Genomic DNA, 22,482 nt, shown 5'->3' on the forward strand with positions numbered 1-22,482 from the left:
CCGGTGGGAGACCTGCTGCTGGCGCGGCACGGCGAGACGGAGTGGAGCAGAACGGGCCGGCACACCGGCCGGACCGATCTCCCCCTGACCCCGGCCGGTGAGGCCCAGGCCAAGTCCCTCGCTCCCCTGTTGGCGGGGCTGACCTTCGGGCTGGTCCTCACCAGCCCGCTGGTCCGCGCCCGGCACACCGCCGAACTGGCGGGCCTGACCGGGGCCGTACGGGAGCCGGACCTGCGGGAGTGGGACTACGGCGGTTACGAGGGGGTCACCACCGCGGACATCCACCGCACCCGGCCCGGCTGGGACCTGTGGACCGACGGGGTGCCGCCCGGCCGGGAGTTCCCCGGCGAGTCCCCGGAGCAGGTCGGCGAACGGGCGGACCGGGTGCTGTCCCGGGTTGCCGTGGCACTGGAGGAGGGGGACGTGATGCTGGTGGCGCACGGCCATCTGCTCCGCGTCCTGACGGCCCGCCGGCTGGGCCTGCCGCCGTCCGCCGGGCGGCTGTTCCGCCTGGAGACGGGCACCCTGAGCCGTCTGTCACTGGAGCACGGCAGCCCGGTGGTGGCGGAGTGGAACACCCGGCCGTGAGGTGCGGGGGTCCGGCCCCGGCCACCGGGCCGTCGGCGAGTGCGGCCGTGCCCGCGTCGCGGGCGGCGGTGCGCCTGACGGCCCCCGTGCGCCCTGGCAGCACGGGGCCGGTGGCCGGGTCGGCCCGACCCGGCCCGTCGTGGGCTGACGGCCCGCCGCTCCTGCGCGCTGATGCGCGTCGGGGAGGCCGGCCGGCAGCCATCGGTGCCGCGGCCCTCTGCCGAAGCCGTCCACGGCTCGGCGAGAAGCCGAGCGCTCAGCCGCCCGCGCGCGTCTGTGCCGCGTGCTGGGCGGCCAGGCGGACCGGGGCGTTGCGGGCGCCGTAGCCGCGGTGGCCGCCGTCGCGCTGGACGAGTTCGAAGAAGACGCGGCCGACGGTGCGGGTGTAGCAGTGGCGCAGGGTGCCGTGCTCGTCGCGGTCGTGGAGGATGCCCAGGTCGCGATAGGTCTCCAGCTCGCCGTCGGCGAACTCGTGACGGGCGGCGAGGTCGTCGTAGTAGTTCGCCGGGATGGGCAGCAGCCGGCCGCCGGCGTCTCGGAAGCGGCGGGCCGCGGCGACCACGTCGTCGGTGGCGAGCGCGATGTGCTGGGCGTGCACGGTGTCGTCCGTGGGCGCGGCACCGACGCCGAGGGCGATGCGGACACTGCCGTCGGTGTTGCCGACCGCGCGGCTGCGCTGCAGGCCGTAGGGGTCGGCGACGTCCACGCTCTCGTCGGCGAGCAGTCCGAGCACGCCGCGGTGGAAGAGGGCCGCCTCGTCGAAGTGGTGCCAGGGCTGGGTGAGGGCGAGATGGTCGATGTGCCGTACGTCCGCGGCGGCGGGGGCGTGCTCCACGTCCGCGAAGTCGGACCGCCAGCCGCCGCCGGACGGGAGCCGGGTGCCGCAGAAGAACAGTTCCGTGCCGTCGGGCGCGGCCACCGCGTCGAGCGGGGCGTCCTCGGGGGCGCGGCGGCGCGGCAGTACGGGTGCCAGCAGGGCCTCGGCGCGGCGGGCGGCACCGGCGGCGTCGGGTGACTCCAGCCCGACGGCAGCGAGCCGGGTGCCGTCACGGCGTACGGCCGCCCCGGTGTTGACCAGGATCCGGGCCTCGCCCTGCTGCCACAGGTCGACGGGCTTGCTGCGGTGCCGGGCGGTGCGGGCGAAGCCCAGCGCGTGGAGCAGACCCGCGAGGGGGTCCGCGTCGGGCGTGACGAGTTCCGCGAAGGCGAATCCGGTGGGGACGACAGGGGCCGGGGGTTCGGCCGCGCCCACCTCCTCCTGGAGCATCAGCAGGGAGCGGCGGGCGTCCACGGCGGTCGGGCCGGCCTCGGCCTGCCGGACGACGTCGTTGAAGACCTCCAGGGAGAGCGGCCCGTCGTAGCCGGTGCGCAGCACGTGCCGGACCAGTCCGGCGACGTCGAAGCCGCCCTGGCCGGGGAAGCAGCGATGGTGGCGGCTCCACTGCAGTACGTCCATCGCGGGCAGCGGGGCGTCGGCGAGCTGGAGGAAGAAGATCTTCTCGCCGGGGATGTCCTCGATGCCCTTGGGGTCGCTGCCGCGCGAGAGGATGTGGAAGCTGTCCAGACAGGTCCCGAGCGCGGGATGGCCGGCCGCCTCGACGATGCGCCAGGCATGGTCGTACGTACTGACGTGCCGCCCCCAGGCCAGCGCCTCGTACGCCACCCGGATGCCGAAGTCGTCGGCCAGGTCGGCCAGGTCGCTCAGCTGCCGCGCGGCGAGGGCGTCGTCGTCGACGGCGGACGGGTCGACGCTGGAGCAGACGAGGACCGTGTCGGCGCCCAGCCTGCGCATCAGCCCGAACTTGTGCCGGGCGCGGCGCAGATTGCGGGCGAAGACGTCCTCGGGCACGGCCTCGATGTCCCGCATCGGCTGGTAGAGGTCCACGGTCAGGCCGAGGTCGGTGCAGCGCGCGCGGATCTCCTCGGGGGTGAGCGGCGCGGTGATCAGGTCGTTCTCGAAGATCTCCACTCCGTCGAAGCCGGCCCGGGCCGCGGCCGTGAGCTTCTCGGTGAGGGAGCCGCTGAGGGAGACGGTGGCGATGGACGTACGCACGTCGGTACCTCTTGCTTCCGTGGTGCTTCTCGGTCTCTCGGTCTACTTGGGCGCCCCGACGGCGCCGTCTGTCAGCTCGGTGAGGTCCGCGAGCATCCGCGCGCTGTCGGGTTCCCGGCCGGTGAACAGGCGGAACGCGTCGGCGGCCTGGAAGGCGGCCATGCCGCCGCCGTCGAGGGTGGCGCAGCCGGCCGCGCGGGCGGTGCGCAGCAGCTCGGTCTCCAGCGGGCGGTACACGACCTCGGCGACCCACAGTCCGGGGTGCAGCAGCCCGGCCGGCAGGGGCAGGCCGGGATGGGCGGCCATGCCGGTGGGGGTGGCGTGCACGAGGCCGCCGTGGCCGTCGGCGGCGCCGAGCAGCTCCGGCAGCCGGTCCAGGGGCGCCGCGGCGGCCCGACCGGGCCCGAAGCCGCGGTTCAGCGCGGCGGCGAGGTCGGCGGCCCGCTCGGGCAGTGCGTCGACGACGGTGACCCGTTCGGCGCCGAGGGTGAGCGTGGCGTGCGCGACGGCCGCGCCGGCGCCGCCCGCGCCGAGCTGCACGACCCGTTCCAGCGGGGCGTCGGGCAGACCGCGGGCGAAGGCGGCGGCGAAGCCGGTGACGTCCGTGTTGTGACCGACGGCCCGCCCGCCCTCGAACACGACGGTGTTGACCGCGCCGAGCGCCTCGGCCTGCGGATCGAGGGCGTCCAGGTGCTCGACGACGAGCCGCTTGCACGGGTGGGTGATGTTGAGCCCGTCGAAACCGAGCAGCCGGGCGGCGCGCAGCAGCTCGCCCACCGCCTCGGGCGGGACACCGATCGTGTCGAGGTCGAGGAGCCGGTACAGACAGCGCAGGCCCTGCCGGCCGGCCTCCCGCTCGTGCAGCGCCGGGCTGAGCGAGGGGCCGATGCCGGAGCCGATCAGCCCGACGAGATACGAGTCCTTGAGCACCGCGGACCTCCAGAGGCGGCTCACTAATGTACGAACCAGTACGTTAGCTATATCAGCCGCCCCTGGCCCGCGGGAAGACCCGTCGGGCCGGGCGAGGGGCTGCTTCTAGAATCACCGGCACCGCACCTCGGCCCGAAGGAACCCGATGACCAGCGTCGAAGAACCGGCACGACCCGGCGAGCGCATCCGTGACGCCGCCCGCACCAGGGCCGAGATCCTCGACGTGGCGACGCGGGAGTTCTCCCGGGCCGGCTACGACGGGGCCCGCGTCGACGAGATCGCCGCCCGCACCCGCACCACCAAGCGGATGATCTACTACTACTTCGGCGGCAAGGAGCGGCTGTTCACGGCCGTGCTGGAGCGGGCGTACGGCGTGATCCGGGAAGCCGAGCAGCAGCTGGACGTGGACCATCTGGACCCGGTGGCGGCCATCCGGCGACTGGCGGAACTGACGTTCGACCACCATGAGCGACACCCGGACTTCATCCGCCTGGTCGGCATCGAGAACATCCACGGCGCGGAGCACATCGTGGCCTCCGAGGAACTGGGCCGGATGGGTTCGCCCGCGCTGGACGTGATCCGCCGGATCCTGGCGGCCGGGCAGGAGTCGGGACTGTTCACGGCCGACGTCGACGCCGTGGACCTGCACGCCATGATCAGTTCCTTCTGCTTCTTCCGGGTGTCCAACCGGCACACCTTCGGCGCGCTGTTCGGCCGCGACCTGGTGGACCCGGACCGGCGCGAGCACTACCGGGCGATGCTGGGCGACATGGTGATCGCCTATCTGACGGCGGAACGCGCGGCGGACTGAGTCCGGAGTCCGGACCTGGGGCGGAGTCCGGACGGCGCGACCCCTTGACAGTGCGAGCAGCCGAGCGCAGCATCCCTACCCAGCCGCTACTAACTACCCAGTGGGTTAATTAGCACATCGGCAACTCCCCTCCGCTCGTCCTCCGCGTACCGTCGTGGAGTCCCCCCGAAGGAGCACGCCGTGACCGTCCCCGCACCGCCCCGCGACGCCTCCCCGCCCGGACAGCCGAGGAAGGCGGCGGCCGCCGCCTGGATCGGCAGCGCCCTGGAGTACTACGACTTCTTCATCTACGGCAGCGCGGCCGCGCTGATCTTCCCGGAGGTCTTCTTCGACGACTCCGACCCGGCCACCGCGACCCTGCTGTCGCTGGCCACGTTCGGTGTCGCGTACGCGGCCCGGCCGATCGGCGCGCTCTTCCTCGGGCACATCGGGGACCGGCTCGGCCGCAAGAAGATCATGGTCTTCACGCTGATGCTGATGGGCCTGTCGACCTTCCTCATCGGCTGTCTGCCCACCCGCGCCCAGGTCGGCTCCCTCGCCCCCGTCCTGCTGGTGCTGTGCCGGGTGCTGCAGGGCATCTCGGCGGCCGGCGAGCAGGCCAGCGCGAACTCGATGACGCTGGAACACGCGCCGCCGGACCGGCGGGGCTTCTTCACCAGCTTCACCCTCAGCGGCACGCAGGGCGGCCAGCTGCTGGCCACCCTGGTCTTCATCCCGATCGCCGCGCTGCCCGAGGACCAGCTGCTGTCCTGGGGCTGGCGGGTGCCGTTCTGGCTGAGCGTCGCGGTCGCCGTCGTCGGGTGGGTGATCCGCCGCAGGCTGGACGAGACGCCGGCGTTCGAACAGCAGACCGCCACCGAGGGGGTCGTGAAGCTGCCGCTGGTGGTGCTGCTGCGCGAGCACTGGGCGGACGTCCTGCGGGTGGTCGCGGGCGCGCTGATCGCCTCGGTCAGCACCATCTTCACGGTGTGGGCGCTGGCGTACGCCACCGGTGACACGGTAGGCATGTCCCGCTCGTCGATGCTGTGGGTGGGCGCGCTGGCGAACGTCGTCGCGCTGGCCGCGATCCCGCTGTGGGCCGCGCTCTCCGACCGGGTGGGCCGCCGCCCCGTCTACCTGATCGGGGCCGTCGGCAGCGCGGTGACGATGTTCCTCTACCTGTGGGCGATCTCCACGGGCGACTACGCGCTCACCCTGCTCCTCGGCATCGTCGCGTTCGGCGTGGTCTACAGCGCCGCGAACGGTGTGTGGCCGTCCTTCTACGGCGAGATGTTCCCGACCAGGGTCCGTCTCTCCGGCGTGGCGATCGGCACGCAGATCGGCTTCGCGGTGGCCGGGTTCGCGGTCACGTTCGCCGCGCGGATCGCCGGCCCCGACGGCGACGACTGGACGGCGGTGGCCCTCTTCACGGCCGCTCTGTGCGTGCCCCCGGTCATCGCGGCGGTCACGGCCCGCGAGACCCATCGCGTCCCCACCGAACGGCTCGGTGAACGTGCCGTCGAGGAGGGCGCGAGGCGGCCGGAGAAGGTGACGGCCTGATCCGTGCCGCAGGCGTTCCCCGACCGGTCAGGAATCGAGAAGCGCAGGTGAACACGGGCCGCCTAGCCTAGCCTTGCCGCGATGGGGACGCCGGCGGGGACCGCGCACGCGGTCCCCGCCCGACGGATGGAGAACGATGAGCATGGCCACGAGGACAGAGCAGCAGCCGGCCGAGCCGCACGCCGCCGACAGCCACGATCTGATCCGCGTGCACGGGGCGCGCGAGAACAACCTCAAGAACGTCAGCATCGAGATCCCCAAGCGGCGGCTGACGGTGTTCACCGGTGTCTCCGGCTCGGGCAAGAGCTCCCTGGTGTTCGACACGATCGCCGCCGAGTCGCAGCGGCTGATCAACGAGACGTACAGCGCCTTCCTGCAGGGCTTCATGCCGAACCTGGCCCGCCCCGAGGTCGACGTGCTCGACGGCCTGACCACCGCCATCACCGTCGACCAGCAGCGGATGGGCTCCGACCCCCGCTCCACCGTCGGCACCGCCACCGACGCCAACGCGATGCTGCGCATCCTCTTCAGTCGGCTCGGCACGCCGCACATCGGCCCGCCCGCCGCGTACTCCTTCAACGTCGCCTCGGTCTCGGCGAGCGGCGGCTTCACCGTCGACCGCGGTACCGACAGGACGAAGACCGAGAAGGTCAGCTTCAGCCGCACCGGCGGCATGTGCACGCACTGCGAGGGCCGGGGCGCCGTCTCCGACATCGACCTCACACAGCTGTTCGACGACTCCAAGTCGCTCTCCGAGGACCCCTTCACCATCCCCACGTACACCGGTGACGGCTGGGTCGTGCGGGTCATCGCCGAGTCGGGCTTCTTCGACAAGGACAAGCCGATCCGCGAGTACAGCGAGAAGGAGCGGTACGACTTCCTCCACCGCGAGCCGACCAAGGTGAAGATCAACGGGGTCAACCTCACCTACGAGGGACTGATCCCGAAGATCCAGAAGTCGTTCCTCGCCAAGGACCGCGAGTCGATGCAGCCGCACATCCGGGCCTTCGTGGACCGGGCGGTCACCTTCGCCGAGTGTCCCGAGTGCGACGGCACCCGGCTCAGCGAACTGGCCCGCTCCTCGAGGATCGGCAAGCTGAACATCGCCGACGCCTGCGCCATGGAGATCCGCGACCTGGCCGAATGGGCCCGCGGGCTGGAGGAGCCGTCGGTGGCGCCGCTGCTGGCCAAGCTGCGGCACACCCTCGACTCGTTCGTGGAGATCGGCCTCGGCTACCTCTCGCTCGACCGGGCCTCGGGCACCCTGTCCGGCGGTGAGGCCCAGCGCACCAAGATGATCCGCCACCTCGGCTCCTCGCTCACCGACGTCACCTACGTCTTCGACGAGCCCTCCATCGGCCTGCACCCGCACGACATCCAGCGGATGAACAACCTGCTGCTGCGGCTGCGGGACAAGGGCAACACGGTGCTCGTGGTGGAGCACAAGCCGGAGACGATCGCCATCGCCGACCACGTCGTGGACCTCGGCCCCGGCGCCGGCACGGCGGGCGGCACCGTCTGCTTCGAGGGCACCGTCGACGCGCTGCGGGCGAGCGACACCGTCACCGGCCGCCACCTCGACGACCGGGCCAAGCTGAAGGAGACGGTCCGTGAGGCCACCGGCACGCTGGAGATCCGCGGCGCGAGGGCCAACAACCTCCAGGACGTCGACGTCGACATACCGCTCGGCGTGCTCTGCGTCGTCACCGGTGTCGCCGGCTCCGGCAAGAGCTCCCTCGTCCACGGCTGCGTACCGGCCGCCGAGGGCGTGGTCTCGGTGGACCAGACCCCGATCCGCGGCTCACGCCGCAGCAACCCGGCGACGTACACGGGGCTGCTCGACCCGATCCGCAAGGCGTTCGCCAAGGCCAACGGCGTCAAGCCGGCGCTGTTCAGCGCCAACTCCGAGGGCGCCTGCCCCACCTGCAACGGCGCCGGCGTCATCTACACCGACCTGGCGATCATGCAGAGCGTGGCCACGACCTGCGAGGACTGCGGGGGCAAGCGGTTCGACGCGTCGGTCCTCGAGTACCGCTTCGGCGGCCGGGACATCAGCGAGGTGCTCGCGATGTCGGTGACCGAGGCCGAGGAGTTCTTCCGCGAGGGCGAGTCACGGATCCCGGCCGCGCACCGGATCGTGGAGCGGATGGCGGACGTCGGCCTCGGCTACCTCACCCTCGGCCAGCCGCTCACCACGCTGTCCGGCGGTGAGCGGCAGCGGCTGAAGCTGGCCGTCCACATGGCCGGCAAGGGCGGTGTGTACGTTCTCGACGAGCCGACCACCGGTCTGCACCTCGCCGACGTGGAGCAGCTGCTCGGCCTGCTCGACCGGCTCGTGGACTCCGGGAAGTCGGTCATCGTCATCGAGCACCACCAGGCGGTCATGGCGCACGCCGACTGGATCGTCGACCTCGGCCCCGGGGCCGGTCACGACGGCGGCCGCGTCGTCTTCGAGGGCACCCCCGCCGACCTGGTCGCCGCCCGCGCCGGCCTCACGGGCGAGCACCTCGCCCAGTACGTCGGCGCCTGAGGCACTCGCGGCACGCGCCGGGGTGTTTCTTCTACGCCCCGGCGCGACGCGGGATGCCGTACGCCCGTTCCACGCGCAGTCGCAGCACCAGGCGCCGGTCGCGGACCATCGCGGCGCGGTAGTCGTCCCAGTCGGCGTGCTCGCCGTTGACGTCGCGGTACAGCCGGATCAGTTCCTCCACCGTCCCGTCGTACAGGTTCCCGGCGACGGGTGACAGGTCGGCGGTGCCCTCGGCGACCGTGTAGGCCCACCGGTCGTCGCTGGTGACGTGGTAGGAGGCGCGGGGGTCGCGCCGCAGGTTGCGGGTCTTGGCCCGGTCGTCCGTGAGCGAGACGCGGATGACCCGCTCGTCGGGGTAGTAGGCGTGCATGACGTTCGACAGCTGGGGCCGTCCGTCACGTTTCAGGGTGACGAGCACTCCGCCGTGCCGCTCGGAGAGCAGGGCGAGCAGTGCGTTCTGTTCGGCGTCCTGGGTCATGACTCGTTCAACGGCCCGCACCGGGCCGGCGTTCCCCCGAGGAGAGCGATGGCAGTGCTGCGGCAAGAGGCCGATCCCGCCGAGGCCGGGCTGGACGCGGGGGCGCTGGAGCGCCTGGACCGGCATTTCGCCCGCCGGGTCGACGAGGGGAAACTGCCCGGTTTCCTGGTGGCCGTCGCCCGGGGCGGGCGCGTCGCGCACCTCACGGCGTACGGGGCCCGGGACGTCGCGGCGGGGCTGCCCGTGGAGAGCGACACCTTGTGGCGGATCTACTCCATGACCAAGCCGGTGACGGCCGTCGCCGCGCTGATGCTGATGGAGGAGGGTCGCCTGTCGCTGGACGACCCGGTCGGCCGCCATCTGCCGGCGTTCGCGCAGCCGCGCGTGTACGAGAGCGGGTCGGGTGACGGGGTGCGGACGCGTCCTCCCGCCGGGCCTCTCCTCGTACGGCACCTGATGACGCACACCGCCGGTCTGACGTTCGCCTTCTACCACTCCCATCCCGTCGACGCGCTGTACCGGGCGGCCGGGCTGGAGTCGTCGGTGGCGCCGGGCGCTGATCTCGCGGGGACGACCGAGGTGTACGCGCGTCTGCCGCTGCAGTTCGATCCGGGCACGCAGTGGAACTACTCGGTCGCCTCGAACGTACTGGGGCGGATCGTCGAGGTGGTGTCGGGCCGGCCGCTCGACGTGTTCCTCGCCGAGCGGGTCTTCCGGCCGCTCGGCATGACGGACGCCGGGTTCGAGGTCACCGACGAGCAGGCGGAGCGGCTCGCGGAGATGTACGGGGAGTCCGACGACGGCGGCATCGAGCCGATCGCGGGACTGCCGCTGCGGGGCCGGCCCCGGTTCCTGTCCGGCAGCGGCGGCATGGTGGCCTCCGCCCACGACTACCACCGCTTCATGGAGCTGCTGCGCCGCCGCGGCGAACTCGACGGCGTGCGCCTGCTCTCCCCGGCGACCGTGGACCTGATGACCCGCAACCACCTCCCCGGCGGCGCCGACCTGCGCGCCTTCGGCAGCCGCCCCGCACACGACGTACCCGGCAACGCGGGCGTCGGCTTCGGTCTCGGCGTCTCCGTCGTCGTCGACCCGTCCCGTACGCAGGCCCCGTCCGCTCCCGGCAGCTACGGCTGGAGCGGGGTGGCCACGACCACGTTCTGGGTCGACCCGGGCCGCGACCTGACCGTGCAGTTCCACACGCAGGTGCGGCCCAGGTCCTCCCACACCGTCTTCCGGGACCTCAAACGGCTGGTGCACGAGGCGGTGACGCGTTGAGGGGTGTCAGGACAGGTGGGCCATCGCGTCCAGATGGGGCAGGTGGTGGTCGAGGCGTTCCCGCTTGGTGCGCAGATAGGTGATGTTGTTCTCGCACGGCGGTATCAGCAGCGGCACCTGCTCGGCGACCTGGATGCCGTGCCGTACCAACGCCTCGCGCTTGCGCGGGTTGTTGGACATCAGCCGCACCGAGCGTACGCCCAGGTCCTGGAGGATCCCGGCGGCGACACCGTAGTCGCGGGCGTCCACCGGGAACCCGAGTGCCAGGTTCGCCTCGACGGTGTCCAGGCCCTCCGCCTGCAGGGCCATCGCCCGCAGCTTGCCGAGGAGCCCGATGCCGCGGCCCTCGTGCCCCCTCAAGTAGACGACCACGCCCGCCCCTTCGGCGACGACCGCGCGCAGCGCCGACGCCAGCTGGTCGCCGCACTCGCAGTGCTGGGACCCGAAGGCGTCCCCGGTCAGGCACTCCGAGTGCAGCCGGGTGAGGACACCGTCCGTACCGATGTCGCCGTACACCAGGGCGACTTGCTCGTCACCGCGGTCGTGGTCCTGGTAGCCGACCGCCTGGAACTTGCCGTACACGGTGGGCAGCGGCGCATTCACGACGCGTTCCACGCCGGTCCGCCGAGAGGACTTCTTGCCGAGTACGCCTACTTTTTCTGTCATGATTCCCGAGTTCCTAAGCAGAGACGAAAGGCCGTGACGATATGAGTGGTTCACAAAAGCGGTCGGCGGCATACGGTCCGTTGCCGGCGGATACTACAGAGGATGTACGCAAGCGGGGAGCCGGCGTCTCACGGCAGATCGCGGTACTTCCGGTCGGGAGTTTCGAGCAGCACGGTCCGTTCCTGCCGTTGGCGACCGACACGCTGGTCGCCTGTGCGATCGCGCGGGAGATCGCCGACGCCCACCCGGTGCACCTCCTCCCTCCGGTGACGATCTCCTGCTCCCACGAGCACGCGGCCTGGCCGGGGACCGTCTCCCTCTCCTCCGTCACGCTCCACGCGGTGATACGGGACATAGCCGACTCGCTCCGCAGGTCGGGCGTGGACACCCTGGTGCTGGTCAACGGGCACGGCGGGAACTACGTCCTGGGCAACGTCGTTCAGGAATCCTCCGCCCGCGGCGAGCACATGGCGCTGTTCCCGGCCCCGGAGGACTGGGAGACGGCGCGTGTACGGGCCGGCGTCGCCACATCCCTCCTCACCGACATGCACGCGGGCGAAATCGAGACCTCCATTCTTCTCCACACCCATCCCGAATTGCTCCGCCCCGGTTATGAGACCTCCGATCATGTCGCGGACGACCGTCGCCATCTCCTCACCACCGGCATGTCCGCCTACACCGATTCCGGCGTCATCGGCCGCCCTTCTCTGGGCGCGGCAGAAAAAGGCAAGGAAATCCTGGCAAGCCTGGCGGATTCGTTCGCCGCGTACTTCTCGCTGCTGACGACGCCTCCCAGTCCGTCCGGCACTTCCATCCCCTCGGGGGGAGTCTGAGGACGGGGCCGAAGGCCGGCCGGGGGTTCGGGGGCGACGCCCCCGGGGACGGGACGGGCGGCGGGGGCGACAGCACCACGGCCCCCGCCCCGCACCCCCGCGTACCACCGACCGACCAGCACCACCACGCCGGGCAGACTGGCCACGAGACTGAGCACCCCGTAGACGACCGCGACGGTCAGCCCCCGCCCCGCCCCCAGCCCGGCCGCCCCGAACGCCCAAGCGGTGACCCCCTCCCGGGGCCCCCACCCGCCCACGTTCAGCGGCAGTCCCATGGCCAGCAGCGCCAGCACGGCGAGCGGCAGCAGCTCCGCCACGGACGCACCCGCTCCGGCGACATGAGCGGCAAGAACGAACATGGCGACGTACCCGGCCAGTACGACGACGGAGGAGACGAGGACACCGGGCGCGTTGCGCCGCGACAACAACCCCTCACGCGCCTCGGCCAGCACCCCTCGCCCGTCCCCCCGCCGCCCCGGCGCCCGGTTCATCCGCACCGCCAGCACCACCGCACAAGCCCCCACCACACCGAGCCCGACCACCGGCGCGGCCTGCCGCACTTCGTCGAGCACCGGCGACGGCATGCTCACCAGCACCACCGCCCCCGCGGCGAACAGCGCGAGCTGCCCGGCGGTCCGCTCCAGCACCACCGCCCGCACCCCGCGCCCCATGTCCCCGGCGCTCTGCCCGTGCCGCACGGCCCGGTGGACGTCACCCCACACACCCCCGGGCAGGGCCGCGTTGAGGAACAGGGCACGGTAGTAGTCGGCGACGGCCGCCCCCAGCGGCAGCCGGATCCCGATCCCCCGGGCGACCAGCGCCCAGCGCCACGCGCTGAACACCGTGGTCACCAGCCCGATCCCGAGGCCCGCGAGCAGCGTCGGCCCGTCGATGCGGCGCAGCCCCTCCACCAGGACCCCGGTGTCGATGCGCCACAGCAGGACCGCGAGGATCACGGCTCCGCCGAGCGTGTAGAGACGGGTGCGTACGGCAGGGGTGTTGAGCCGGGCAGGAGTGCCGCGCAGCCGCGCACTCATGCGGCCCCGTCCCCCGGCCGGCACAACGCGAGCAGATCACTGTGGTGGACGACGACCCGCAACTCCCCCGCCGCGCAGGCCTTCAGCCGCTCGGCCAGGTAACCGTCGGCGCGCGACGCCAGTTCCGGCCGCTCCTCCACCGCCGCGCCGACCCAGCCGCGCAGCCACTGCTCGGTCAGCGCGGCCTGCCCGGGGCCGAGCCGCCAGGGGCTCGGGTTCAGCCGTACGGTCGCGCCGTGCTCGGCGAATGCCTCGGCCGCCGCCGTGACCGCGTCCGGCCCGAGCAGACCGCCCCGCCGCTGGTGGGCGTTGAACGCCTCGGTGATCTCCTGGTCCAGCGGATGCGGCTCGGTCAGCTCCACCCGCCCGGCCACCGACAGCGTCAGCAGGGCCGGACAGCCGGCTCCCGTACAGGCGGCGGCGAGGGCACTGATCTCCTCGCGGGTGAGGACGTCGAGCAGCGCGGACGCCGTCACCAGGGAGGCCCCGCTCAGCACGTCCGGGGTGATCCGGGCGACGTCACCGCGCCGGGTCTCGACGGTGACATGGCTGCCGTCGGCGGCGGAGCGCGGGGAGGCGACGGCGGCGAAGTGCAGGAGGTAGGGGTCCCGGTCGTGCAGGACCCAGTGCTGCGCGCCGTCGAGACGGGGCGCGAGCCAGCGGCCCATCGAGCCGGTGCCGCAGCCGATGTCGTGGATGACGAAACCGTCGGCCCGGCGCGGCAGATTGGCGAGCCGGATGCGCAGCGGGTCGAGCAGGTCGTACGAGCGGGCGGCGGCGTCGGCCGGTTCGCGCAGCTGGAGCCACTCGGGGGCGTAGCGGGCCGGTTCGTCGTCGCCGGTGTCCCGCAGCCTCAGGGTCGCCCGCTCCCCGGGGCGGGACGCGGGGCCGGCACCGGGGATGACGGACGGTCCGGCGGAGGCGGTGCCGGGTTCCATGTCGCCCCCTCGGGGTCCGACGCCCCGGGGGCCGGGCCGGGCCGGGATCGTCCCGCCGTGCTGTGTGGTGGTCGCCGGTTCGGTCATGCGGCCCTCCGGGGTTCGGTGGGAAGCCGGCGCAGGACCGCCGCCAGGCTCTGTGCGGTGCTCGCCCAGCCGCCGAGTGCGGCCCGCCGGCTGCGGGCGGCGGCCTTGAGCCGGCGCCTCACGTCCGCCTCGCCGAACCAGCCGCGCAGTTCGGCGGCGATGGCGGCGGGGTTCTCCGGCGGGACGAGGATGCCGGGCACTCCTCCGTCGGGTGCGCGGCCGACCGCTTCGGGCAGTCCGCCGACGTCGGTCGCCAGCACCGGGATGCCGCGCGCCAGCGCCTCGGTGACCGCCATGCCGTAGGTCTCGGCGTACGAGGTGAGCACCATGAGGTCGGCGGCGGCATAGCTGGCGTCGAGGGCGGCTCCGGATTGCGGGCCGGTCAGCTCCAGCCGGTCCTCGAGGCCGTGTTCGCGGATGAGTCCGTGCAGGTGGGCGACGTACTCGGGGTCGTGGCCGAGCCCGCCGACGAGCGCGCAGCTCCACGGCAGGTCGGCCACGGTGGCCAAGGCCTCCACGAGCCGGTGCTGCCCCTTGCGCGGGGTCACGGCGGCCACGCACACCAGCCGCGAGACACCGTCGGTACCGGGCGCGAGGGGCGCGATGTCGGCGCCGGGCGCGGCGACATGGACACGGTCGGGGGCCAGGCCGTGGTGGGAGACGAGACGCCGTACGGCCCAGTCGCTGGTGGCGACCACCGCGGGTACCGCCCGCAGGACCGCGCGCTCGCGGGCGTCCAGTTCGGCGGCGGCGGCCGCGTCGAGCCCGGTCTCGTCGCCGAGCGGCAGGTGGACGAGGACGGCCATGCGCAGCCGCCCCTCCTCCGCCTGGGGGACGATGATCCCGGGCACCCCGCAGGCGACCAGCCCGTCGAGCAGGACGACGGCGCCGTCCGGCAGTTCGCGCAGGGTGCGGGCGAGTTCCGCGCGGGCGGCGGCGTCCGGCCGGGGCCAGTCACCGGCCACCGCGTGCCGGTGCACCTGCCAGCCGAAGCCGGGCAGGTCCAGGCACACGCGCCGGTCGTAGGCGTTGCCGCCGCTGGGCGCGGCCGGGTCGTCGACACCGCCCGGCATCACGAAGTGCACGGAGCGCAGAGACATGGGGATGATCCCGCCGTTCCTCGGAAAGGTCGCCTGCACCGGAACGTAGTCCAGGCGGGCGGTCCCGGCCCGGTCGACGGCCGTGCCGGGCACGTCCATGGTCGTGTCGGTCACAGCGCACGCTCGTAACTCGCCCAGGCGATGTGCGACTCGTGCAGGGTGACGGCGATGCCCGCGATGCCCTTGGCGCCCTCGCCCAGCGCGCCCTTGTGGATGCGTTCGGCGAGCCGGTCGGCGATGATCTTGGCCAGGTACTCCGTGGAGGTGTTGACCCCCGCGAAGTCGGGTTCGTTGTCGAGATTGCGGTAGTTCAGCTCGCCGACGACGGCCCCGAGTTCCTGCGTGGCCAGGCCGATGTCGACGACGATGTTGTCCTCGTCCAGCTGTTCGCGCCGGAAGGTGGCGTCCACGAGGAACGTGGCCCCGTGCAGGCGCTGGGCCGGTCCGAAGACCTCGCCGTGGAAGCTGTGGGCGATCATGATGTGATCGCGGACGGTGATGCTGAACAACGGACGACCCTCCAGGTGCGGCGCGTCTGCTCCCCGGCCGATCTCCGACGGGGATGCCGTGTAGTACGGCTGACTGTCTTCCCCTGTTCAGCGTCCGCTACGTCTTTTCTCAGGTCAGGCGTGCCGGTGCCGCTACGGGGTGTCGTAGCGCACGCGGTGGCACAGGGCCGGGATCTCCCCGGAGGCGAGGCGGGGCATGACGTCGGGCAGGTCCTCGAAGGCGGACTCGCCGGTGACGAGGGCGTCGAGGGCGGGGTCGGCGAGCAGGTCGAGGGCGAGGGCGAGCCGGTCGGCGTAGCTGCGGTTCGCGCGGGCCGGGGAGACGGTGCCGACCTGGCTGCCGCGGATGGCCAGTCGCCGGGAGTGGAAGGCCTCGCCCAGCGGGAGGCTCACCTTCCGGTCGCCGTACCAGCTCAGTTCGACGACGGTGCCCTCGGCGCGGAGCAGTTCGAGCGCCCTGCCGAGTCCCTGCTCGGTGGCGCTGGCGTGCACGACCAGGTCGCACTCGCCGAGGGCTTCCCCGGGCAGTGCGAAGCCGACGCCGAGCGCCGCCGCGGTCCTCGCGCGCGCCGGGTCGGCGTCGACGAGCTGCACCCGTACGCCGGGGAACCGTGCCAGCAGCGCGGCCACCGAGCAGCCGACCATCCCGCCGCCGACGACGGCGATCCGGTCGCCGACCAGCGGCGCGGCGTCCCACAACGCGTTGACGGCGGTCTCCACGGTGCCGGCGAGCACGGCCCGCCCGGCGGGCACACCGTCGGGCACGGGCGTGACGGCGCCCGCCGGGACGACGTACCGCGTCTGGTGCGGGTAGAGGCAGAACACGGTCCGTCCGACGAGCGCCTGCGGTCCCTCCTCCACCACGCCCACGTTGAGGTAGCCGTACTTCACGGGGGCGGGGAAGTCGCCCTCCTGGAACGGCGCCCGCATGGCGGTGTGCTGACTCTGCGGCACCCCGCCGCGGAAGACGAGCGTCTCCGTGCCCCGGCTGATCCCGGAGCAGAGCGAGCGCACCAGCACCTCGTCCGCGCCGGGCGCGGGCAGGGCGACCTCACGGATCACCCCCCGGCCGGGCGAGTCGAGCCAGAACGCACGTGCGGTGCGGTTCATCGAAGTCCTCCTGAACGATCGGGAAGCCGCGCGCGTACCGAGTGTGCACAGGCCGCGCACAAGGTAGCGGCGTTGATCGACTCTGTCACACGGCCGGAGGGTGTTCGGTGGCCCTGAACAACAGTTACGACGCGAGGCTCGTACAGCAGGAGACCGCCGTGGGGGCGGGCGTACAGGTCCTGTTGCTGGTCCTGATCGGTACGGCGATCGGCATGGGCCCGGCGGGCTGGCTGACCGGCCTCGCGTTCGCGATCGCCACCTGGGCGGTGCTCTCCCGGGCCCTGCACCGGTCCCGGCTGCGCTCCTTCGGCGCGGCCAACCGGGTCACGCTCGGTCGCGCCACCCTCGTCGGCGGGGTCACCGCTCTGGTCGCCGACTCCTTCCAGGACTCACCGCCCGTCTCCCTGTTCGTGGGCCTGACCGCCGTGGCCCTGATCCTGGACGGCGTGGACGGCAAGGTGGCCCGCAGGACCGGTACGTCGACGCCGCTGGGCGCCCGCTTCGACATGGAGGTGGACGCGTTCCTCATCCTCGTGCTGAGCGTGTACGTGTCGATGGCGATGGGCCCGTGGGTGCTGTTGATCGGCGGGATGCGGTACGTCTTCGTGGCCGCCGCACGTGTCCGGCCCTGGCTGACCGCCCCGCTCCCGCCGAGCACGGCCCGCAAGACGGTGGCCGCGCTCCAGGGCGTGCTGCTGCTGACGGCGGGCGCGGCACTGCTGCCCCACATGGTCAACGTCGGTGTGGTGGTGCTGGCACTGGGGCTGCTGGTGTGGTCGTTCGGCCGGGACGTGGTGTGGCTGTGGCGGACGTCGCGGGTGGAGACGGCTCCCGCCGCGCCCGAGGTGCGGCGGGAACTGGTGGCGAGCTGACGGCCGGCCGGAGGTGCGGACCCGCCGTCCATGGGCGGGCGCTTCACGACTGGGTGCCGCGCGACCATGGCAGTGCGGTCCGGTCCGCCCTCCGTGCCGACCATGTGGCCCGGACAGGCCGACGGCTGCTGCCCCGCACCGCGGGCGGCGGCCCCGCGTCCAGCAGGGTGCCGGTAGCCGAGTCGCCGGGCCGGATCTCCAACACCCCACTGCGTGACCTCGGGCCCCGTCCCCTCACCCCGCCGCCTGCTCGCTACTCGATACCCGCCGCGTCGAGGAGCCGGACCAGGTCCTTGCGCCCGTAGCCGAGCCGGCGGGCCCGGTCGGTCGCCATCAGCACCAGGTGTGCCACGGTCTCCGCCGCGTATCCGTTCTTGTGGCCGGCGTCGAACCATTCCTGGGGCTTCTCGACACCCAGGCTGTTCATCACCAGCCCGTGCTCGCGGCGGACCTCCGCGACGGTGCCGGCGACCGCGTCCAGGAGTGTCTTCCCCGGCCGCTCGCACTCCAGGGCGAAACTGCCCCGGTCGACCGGCACACACCCCTCCGGCGGACGCGCCCTCAGCCCCGCGTACCGCTCGTCCCCGAACCCGGTGTGCTCGAACTCGTCGTGCGCCAGGGCGAACCGGTGGAACCCCGGCGGAACAGGGGGCGGTGGCGGTGTGTACGCCCATCCCGCGTCCTCGTACAACTGCCGCTTCACCTCCTCCTCTTCGGCGTGTGTCACGGTGAAGCCGGTCGCCTCGTTCCGCCCGGTCGTCGTGCCGTCGGGGTTGCGGTGGAGATGCAGGCTCATGATGTGCTCCGGTCGTCCGCGTCGTGTGAGGACGGGAGATGTCCCCGTCACCGGATCGAACGGACCGCCCGTCCCGCCCGTGCCCGCATCGCACAGCACCACCCGATCGTGTGACGCTGCCCGCCGACGACGACACCACCGGCCACGGCATCACCGCCCCCGGCGGACCGCCGTTGCACCGGGGGCGGTTGTCAGGGGTGCGCGTTATCCTCGCAAAGCGCTTGTGACACATGTGTCTTACGACCACGGGGGGTGTCCATGCACGGCCATGACCAGAACTTTCCTCAGGACTGTCCGGGCGGTCACCCGGGTATGTCGACCGAGGCGGGCATCGACGTCCAGCAGCAGCTGGAGTCCCTGATCCAGGACTTCCGGACCAGTGATCCCCCGATGCCGGTGATCGTGCTGCACGCCGAGGACTCCGCCGACGACGGCCGGGTCACCGAACTCGTCGACGAGCTGAGCGAGGGTCAGCAGTGTCACGGCACGCGCCTGGCCGTCGCCCCGACCGAGCCGCAGCCGGGGGATCTCGATCCCACCGCCCGGGCCGCGCGACTCCTGTGCGACCTCGGCGACCCCAGGAAGTGGGGCGACCGGTCCGCCGCCTACCGGCCCTACTCCTTCCCCCGCCTCAGCCTGGTGCGCGCCCTCCAGGAGGCCACCGACGATCCGGAGATGCGCGAGCACTGGCCGACCGCCCCCGGCGGCACTCCGGACGGCAACGCCCAGCGGGAGCGGGCCCAGACACATCTGCTGCGCATCCTGGCCCGGCAGCGCTGGCGCCCCCGCAGACCCTCGCGCCGGCACCGGCAGACGCTGCTCACCGACGTGCAGCAGTTCCTCCCCATGGGCGTCCTGGGTGCCTTCACCGCGCTGCTCACCCGCCCCGAGTGGTACATCGCCGTCCTGGCGGGCATCGGACTGATGGTCCTCCTCGCCGGACTGAACCACGTCCCCGGGCGCGCTCCGCTCTTCCTGTGGCTGCGCAGGGAGAGCCGGTGGTTCCTGACCACGACGTTCCTCCAGTCCGCCGCCCGCCGTCAGTCGACCAGCGTGCGGCTGCTGCGGCCCGTCCGCTCCTGGCGGGCCATAGCGGCCCGCGCCTACGACGTGGCCGAGGCCGTGCGCGAGGGCGGCCCGTTCCCGCTCCAGCTGTACGTGCTGGCGCTCTTCGAGGACCTGCGGGACAACCACCGGCGCGGCAGCTGGGACCTGCGCGGATTCAAGCGGACGCGCCCGCCGGTGCTGTTCCTGCGCCGGGTGGGCCGGGAGAACGGTGGCATAGAGCTGATCCGGGCGGTCAGCGACGTCCGCAGCCGGCGCAGCGAACTCGATCCGCTGCTGATCGTGGCGGGCGTGGCGGCGGACGACGCGGCACTGCTCGACCGGGGCACGGACGCGAATCCTCCGCTCAACCGGCCGCAGCAGCCCCCGTCCCCGCCCTCGCGTCTCCCGCAGCGGTTGCGGCACTGGTACGACGAATGGGCCGGGAATCTCCGGGCCGATCAGTCACCGAGCAGGACGAACGCCCTGCCCTGGGTGCTCAGGATCCCGCTGCCCCACGACGAGCTGGTGCAGCTGCGGCAGACGGACTGGCGGTGCGTCAGGGCCGGGCACCGGCCGCCCCTGGCCCGCGTGGTGTGGTCGGCGCACAGCCTGCTCCTCGTCGTCGCGCTGATCGTCACCGCGGGTGTCGTCCACGCACGCGAACTGCACCGGACGTACTGCTCGGCGGGCCTGCTGACCGCCGACCGCGACACCGAGCGGCGCCCCGCGCCCGGCGGCGGCACGGAGTGCGTCGGCATAGCCACCGGAGACGTCCGGTTCGGCGCGCACCTGAGCGGCGGAACCACCGGGGAGGGCAAGAGGCTCCAGGAACTGGAGAGGCTGGTGCGCGCCGAGAACACCGACGTCCTGCGCGACCACCCGGACAACTACGTCACGGTGGTGTACGCGGGACCGCTGAGCTCCTCCTCGGTGGACCCGTCCCTGGTCAAGGGCGCCGAGGAACTGACCGGCGTGTACCTCGCCCAGCGCGTGGTCAATGAGAACTACACGGTGAAACTGCGGGTGCTGCTCGCCAACGGCGGTGCGGACATGGGGCACCAGCGCGTCACGGCCGACGCGATCGCCGAGTACGCCGACCGCGACCCGACCGTCGTCGGCGTGGTCGGCTTCGGCCGCGACCTGCAGAGCAGCCCCGACGTCACACGCCGGCTCCACTCGGTGGGGCTGCCCATCGTCTCCGGCACCAACTCGGCGACCTATCTGCCGAAGGAGTTCTCCAACTGGTTCAGTCTCGCGGCCCCCGACGAGCACCAGGCCGAGGCACTCGGTCTCATCGCCCGGCAGCTGCGCGCCGGGGACAGTGCCCCGCACGCTCTGGTGCTGGCCCGCGACACCAAGGAGTCACAGGATCGTTACACCAGCGAACAAGCCCTGTACGGCGGCGAGATGCTGAAACGAGAGGGCTTCAAGCCACTGCCCGCGCAGCGTTACCGGGTGGCGAACGGCAAGCCCGAACTGCGGCTGCACGCGGAGAGCATCTGCCGTGGGGAGAACGTCCCTTCGGTGATCTACTTCGCCGGACGGGTCGAGGACATCGGACCGCTGATGACGCAGCTGAGCACCGAACCGGGCTGCGCGAACCGGCAGATCTCGATCCTCACCGGTGACGACCTGAGCAAGGCCAGGTTCTCCGGCACGGGCGGCCGCGACGGCGTGGCCCCGCGGATCACGCTCTACCACGCGGCCCTGGCCGAGCTGAAGGAGGCCGCGTCCGGGACCGCCTTCTACGAGGACGCCGCCAACTACCTCCCCTGGCTGGAGGACGGAAGGGCCACGTACGACGCCGCCGACTTCGCGAGCGGGCAGACGGCCCTCTCCCACGACGCCACACGCGCCCTGTACTGGGCCGCGAGCCTCGGTGACGTACGCCAGAGCCGCGCGGCGACCTGGGTCAACCTCAGGAACGTCAAGCTCGACGGGATGGCCACCGGGACGATCGACTTCACCCACGCGCCCCTGTACGAGGAACGCCACGGCCACAGCATCGTCCTCAACCGGGTCCGGAGAACCCCGGAGGGTGTCTCGCGGGCGGAGGTCCTGTGCAGCAGACCGGCCGGCAGCACTGCGCCGCTCAGTGTGAAGGAGTGCTCCATCGAGTGAGCGGGCCGGCGGTTGTTACGCTCCCCGGATGAGGATTCCGGGCCCCGAAGAGATCCGCGCGCTGCACGAGAAGCACGCGCCCACCGCCGAGGCGTTCACCCTCGTCCACGCGCACTGCGAGACCGTCTGGAGCATCGCCGAGCAGCTCATCTCGGCCTCGCGCCTCGACGTCGACGCCGAACTGGTCCGCGCCGGCTGCCTCCTCCACGACATCGGCGTCTACCGCCTCTACGGCGACGACGGCCGCCTGGACCACAAAAACTACGTCCGGCACGGGCTGCTCGGCCATGAACTCCTCGCCGGAGAGGGCCTGCCGGGGCCCCTGTGCCGCTTCTGCTCCCACCACACCGGGGTGGGCCTCACCCGGCACGACGTCCGGAGCCAGGGCCTCCCCGTCCCACCCGCCGACTACCTGGCGGAGACGGCGGAGGAACGGCTGGTGATGTACGCGGACAAGTTCCACTCCAAGTCCCGCCCGTCGGTGTTCCTCACCCCCGACGAGTACGCCGCCCACGTCCGCCGCTTCGGCGAGGAGAAGGTCACCGCCTTCCAGGCCCTGCGAGCGGAGTTCGGCGACCCGGACCTCGACCGGCCGGTGCCGGGTGGCGGTGCGTCCGTCCGCCCGTGAGCGTTGCCGGGCGCCGGCCACACCGCTATCGGACGGACACCTGCGCCTTCACGGGGCCCGTCGACCTCACCGACAGGACGCCGCCCGTCGGCCTCGACGGTCAGCCACCCCGCACCACCCGCCGGCATCGCCATCGTCATCGCCCGTACGCCCACGCAGCGTACGGGTTTTCTCCTTCTGCGCGGACGGACGGGGCCGACCGGCGCGGCGGCGCGGCCCGCGCGATGTGGGGAGCGCGTGACGAGACCGCGAGCCGCGTGTGAATCCTTCGCGGGTCCAGGTGGCGTTCGCCACAGCACCGGCGCAAAGAATCGCAGTCCGGAAGGCGCGGTACGCCCCGCGGAACGACCGGGATGGCGGCTGTTCACGGCAATCCGGCACGCGGGCGAGCCTTGTCGCACGCCGACCTCGGCGGTGAACCACCCCGCATCACCTGCCCTATGATCGTTTAATACTTGACTTCATCGCGCCTGCAACTCCTCCCCGACGGTTCTCGGCGACCGCGAACACGTCCGTCGGTGCGGGTCTCGC

At 72.5% G+C, this 22,482-nt stretch carries 18 protein-coding genes and 1 pseudogene; 9 read left to right on the top strand and 10 right to left on the bottom strand.

Going from position 1 to position 22,482, the window contains the following annotated elements; genetic code table 11:
• Window positions 1–3: 3 nt before the first annotated feature.
• Window positions 4–588 (top strand): histidine phosphatase family protein, encoded by a 585-nt coding sequence (locus ACH4VX_RS06570; protein WP_398366214.1) that lies wholly within the window; start codon window positions 4–6, stop codon window positions 586–588.
• 256 nt (window positions 589–844) lie between these two features.
• Here ACH4VX_RS06570 and ACH4VX_RS06575 read toward each other — a convergent pair whose 3' ends face one another.
• Window positions 845–2,641, bottom strand: a complete 1,797-nt coding sequence (locus ACH4VX_RS06575) for a bifunctional sugar phosphate isomerase/epimerase/4-hydroxyphenylpyruvate dioxygenase family protein (RefSeq protein ID WP_398366215.1) — start codon at window positions 2,639–2,641, stop codon at window positions 845–847.
• A 42-nt stretch (window positions 2,642–2,683) separates the two neighbouring features.
• A complete protein-coding gene (locus ACH4VX_RS06580) occupies window positions 2,684–3,571 on the bottom strand; it encodes a shikimate dehydrogenase (protein WP_398366216.1) in 888 nt (295 codons plus the stop codon).
• A 145-nt stretch (window positions 3,572–3,716) separates the two neighbouring features.
• Between ACH4VX_RS06580 and ACH4VX_RS06585 the strand changes: the two genes are divergently transcribed.
• The 3 genes from ACH4VX_RS06585 to ACH4VX_RS06595 all read left to right on the top strand — a co-directional run bounded on the left by ACH4VX_RS06585 (window position 3,717) and on the right by ACH4VX_RS06595 (window position 8,451).
• Window positions 3,717–4,382, top strand: a complete 666-nt coding sequence (locus ACH4VX_RS06585; RefSeq protein WP_398366217.1) for a TetR family transcriptional regulator — start codon at window positions 3,717–3,719, stop codon at window positions 4,380–4,382.
• Between the two features lie 180 nt (window positions 4,383–4,562).
• Complete coding sequence (locus tag ACH4VX_RS06590) at window positions 4,563–5,921, top strand: MFS transporter (RefSeq protein WP_398366218.1); 1,359 nt, start codon at window positions 4,563–4,565, stop codon at window positions 5,919–5,921.
• A gap of 136 nt (window positions 5,922–6,057) precedes the next feature.
• Entirely contained in the window at window positions 6,058–8,451 is a 2,394-nt protein-coding gene (locus ACH4VX_RS06595; RefSeq protein ID WP_398366219.1) for an ATP-binding cassette domain-containing protein, read from the top strand.
• Window positions 8,452–8,482: 31 nt separating this feature from the next.
• Here the strand turns inward: ACH4VX_RS06595 and ACH4VX_RS06600 are convergent, their stop codons facing one another.
• A complete protein-coding gene (locus ACH4VX_RS06600; protein ID WP_398366220.1) occupies window positions 8,483–8,929 on the bottom strand; it encodes a PPOX class F420-dependent oxidoreductase in 447 nt (148 codons plus the stop codon).
• Window positions 8,930–8,977: 48 nt separating this feature from the next.
• Here ACH4VX_RS06600 and ACH4VX_RS06605 point away from each other — a divergent pair, with 48 nt between their 5' ends.
• On the top strand, window positions 8,978–10,207 hold the full coding sequence (locus ACH4VX_RS06605) for a serine hydrolase domain-containing protein (protein WP_398366221.1): 1,230 nt from the start codon (window positions 8,978–8,980) through the stop codon (window positions 10,205–10,207).
• Window positions 10,208–10,213: 6 nt separating this feature from the next.
• Here the strand turns inward: ACH4VX_RS06605 and ribA are convergent, their stop codons facing one another.
• Window positions 10,214–10,873, bottom strand: coding sequence for a GTP cyclohydrolase II (ribA, locus tag ACH4VX_RS06610; protein WP_398366222.1), 660 nt, complete (start codon window positions 10,871–10,873; stop codon window positions 10,214–10,216).
• A 41-nt stretch (window positions 10,874–10,914) separates the two neighbouring features.
• Between ribA and ACH4VX_RS06615 the strand changes: the two are divergent.
• A pseudogene (locus tag ACH4VX_RS06615) lies at window positions 10,915–11,661 on the top strand (creatininase family protein); the annotation flags it as partial.
• On the opposite strand, the gene ACH4VX_RS06620 reads toward ACH4VX_RS06615, so the two are convergent.
• From ACH4VX_RS06620 to ACH4VX_RS06640, 5 genes are all read right to left on the bottom strand, one after another.
• Complete coding sequence (locus ACH4VX_RS06620; RefSeq protein WP_398366223.1) at window positions 11,547–12,743, bottom strand: lysylphosphatidylglycerol synthase transmembrane domain-containing protein; 1,197 nt, start codon at window positions 12,741–12,743, stop codon at window positions 11,547–11,549. The pseudogene ACH4VX_RS06615 and the gene ACH4VX_RS06620 overlap by 115 nt on opposite strands.
• Window positions 12,740–13,768 carry a class I SAM-dependent methyltransferase gene (locus ACH4VX_RS06625; RefSeq protein WP_398366224.1) on the bottom strand — a complete coding sequence of 343 codons (1,029 nt, stop codon included), beginning with the start codon at window positions 13,766–13,768 and terminating at the stop codon, window positions 12,740–12,742. The genes ACH4VX_RS06620 and ACH4VX_RS06625 overlap by 4 nt, the downstream gene beginning before the upstream one ends.
• Complete coding sequence (locus ACH4VX_RS06630; RefSeq protein ID WP_398366315.1) at window positions 13,765–14,967, bottom strand: glycosyltransferase family 4 protein; 1,203 nt, start codon at window positions 14,965–14,967, stop codon at window positions 13,765–13,767. Before ACH4VX_RS06630 ends, ACH4VX_RS06625 begins: the two co-directional genes overlap by 4 nt.
• 11 nt (window positions 14,968–14,978) lie before the next feature.
• Window positions 14,979–15,377 (bottom strand): 6-pyruvoyl trahydropterin synthase family protein, encoded by a 399-nt coding sequence (locus ACH4VX_RS06635; RefSeq protein WP_398366225.1) that lies wholly within the window; start codon window positions 15,375–15,377, stop codon window positions 14,979–14,981.
• Between the two features lie 132 nt (window positions 15,378–15,509).
• Complete coding sequence (locus ACH4VX_RS06640; RefSeq protein WP_398366226.1) at window positions 15,510–16,487, bottom strand: zinc-binding alcohol dehydrogenase; 978 nt, start codon at window positions 16,485–16,487, stop codon at window positions 15,510–15,512.
• 107 nt (window positions 16,488–16,594) lie between these two features.
• Here ACH4VX_RS06640 and ACH4VX_RS06645 point away from each other — a divergent pair, with 107 nt between their 5' ends.
• Window positions 16,595–17,359, top strand: coding sequence for a CDP-alcohol phosphatidyltransferase family protein (locus ACH4VX_RS06645; protein WP_398366227.1), 765 nt, complete (start codon window positions 16,595–16,597; stop codon window positions 17,357–17,359).
• A 253-nt stretch (window positions 17,360–17,612) separates the two neighbouring features.
• Here ACH4VX_RS06645 and ACH4VX_RS06650 read toward each other — a convergent pair whose 3' ends face one another.
• On the bottom strand, window positions 17,613–18,155 hold the full coding sequence (locus tag ACH4VX_RS06650) for a hypothetical protein (RefSeq protein ID WP_398366228.1): 543 nt from the start codon (window positions 18,153–18,155) through the stop codon (window positions 17,613–17,615).
• A 312-nt stretch (window positions 18,156–18,467) separates the two neighbouring features.
• Here ACH4VX_RS06650 and ACH4VX_RS06655 point away from each other — a divergent pair, with 312 nt between their 5' ends.
• Window positions 18,468–21,323 carry an ABC transporter substrate-binding protein gene (locus tag ACH4VX_RS06655; protein ID WP_398366229.1) on the top strand — a complete coding sequence of 952 codons (2,856 nt, stop codon included), beginning with the start codon at window positions 18,468–18,470 and terminating at the stop codon, window positions 21,321–21,323.
• Between the two features lie 28 nt (window positions 21,324–21,351).
• Window positions 21,352–21,951, top strand: a complete 600-nt coding sequence (locus tag ACH4VX_RS06660) for an HD domain-containing protein (protein WP_398366230.1) — start codon at window positions 21,352–21,354, stop codon at window positions 21,949–21,951.
• Window positions 21,952–22,482: the final 531 nt, after the last annotated feature.

Source organism: Streptomyces sp. NPDC020731 (assembly GCF_044334705.1).
Taxonomy (GTDB): domain Bacteria; phylum Actinomycetota; class Actinomycetes; order Streptomycetales; family Streptomycetaceae; genus Streptomyces.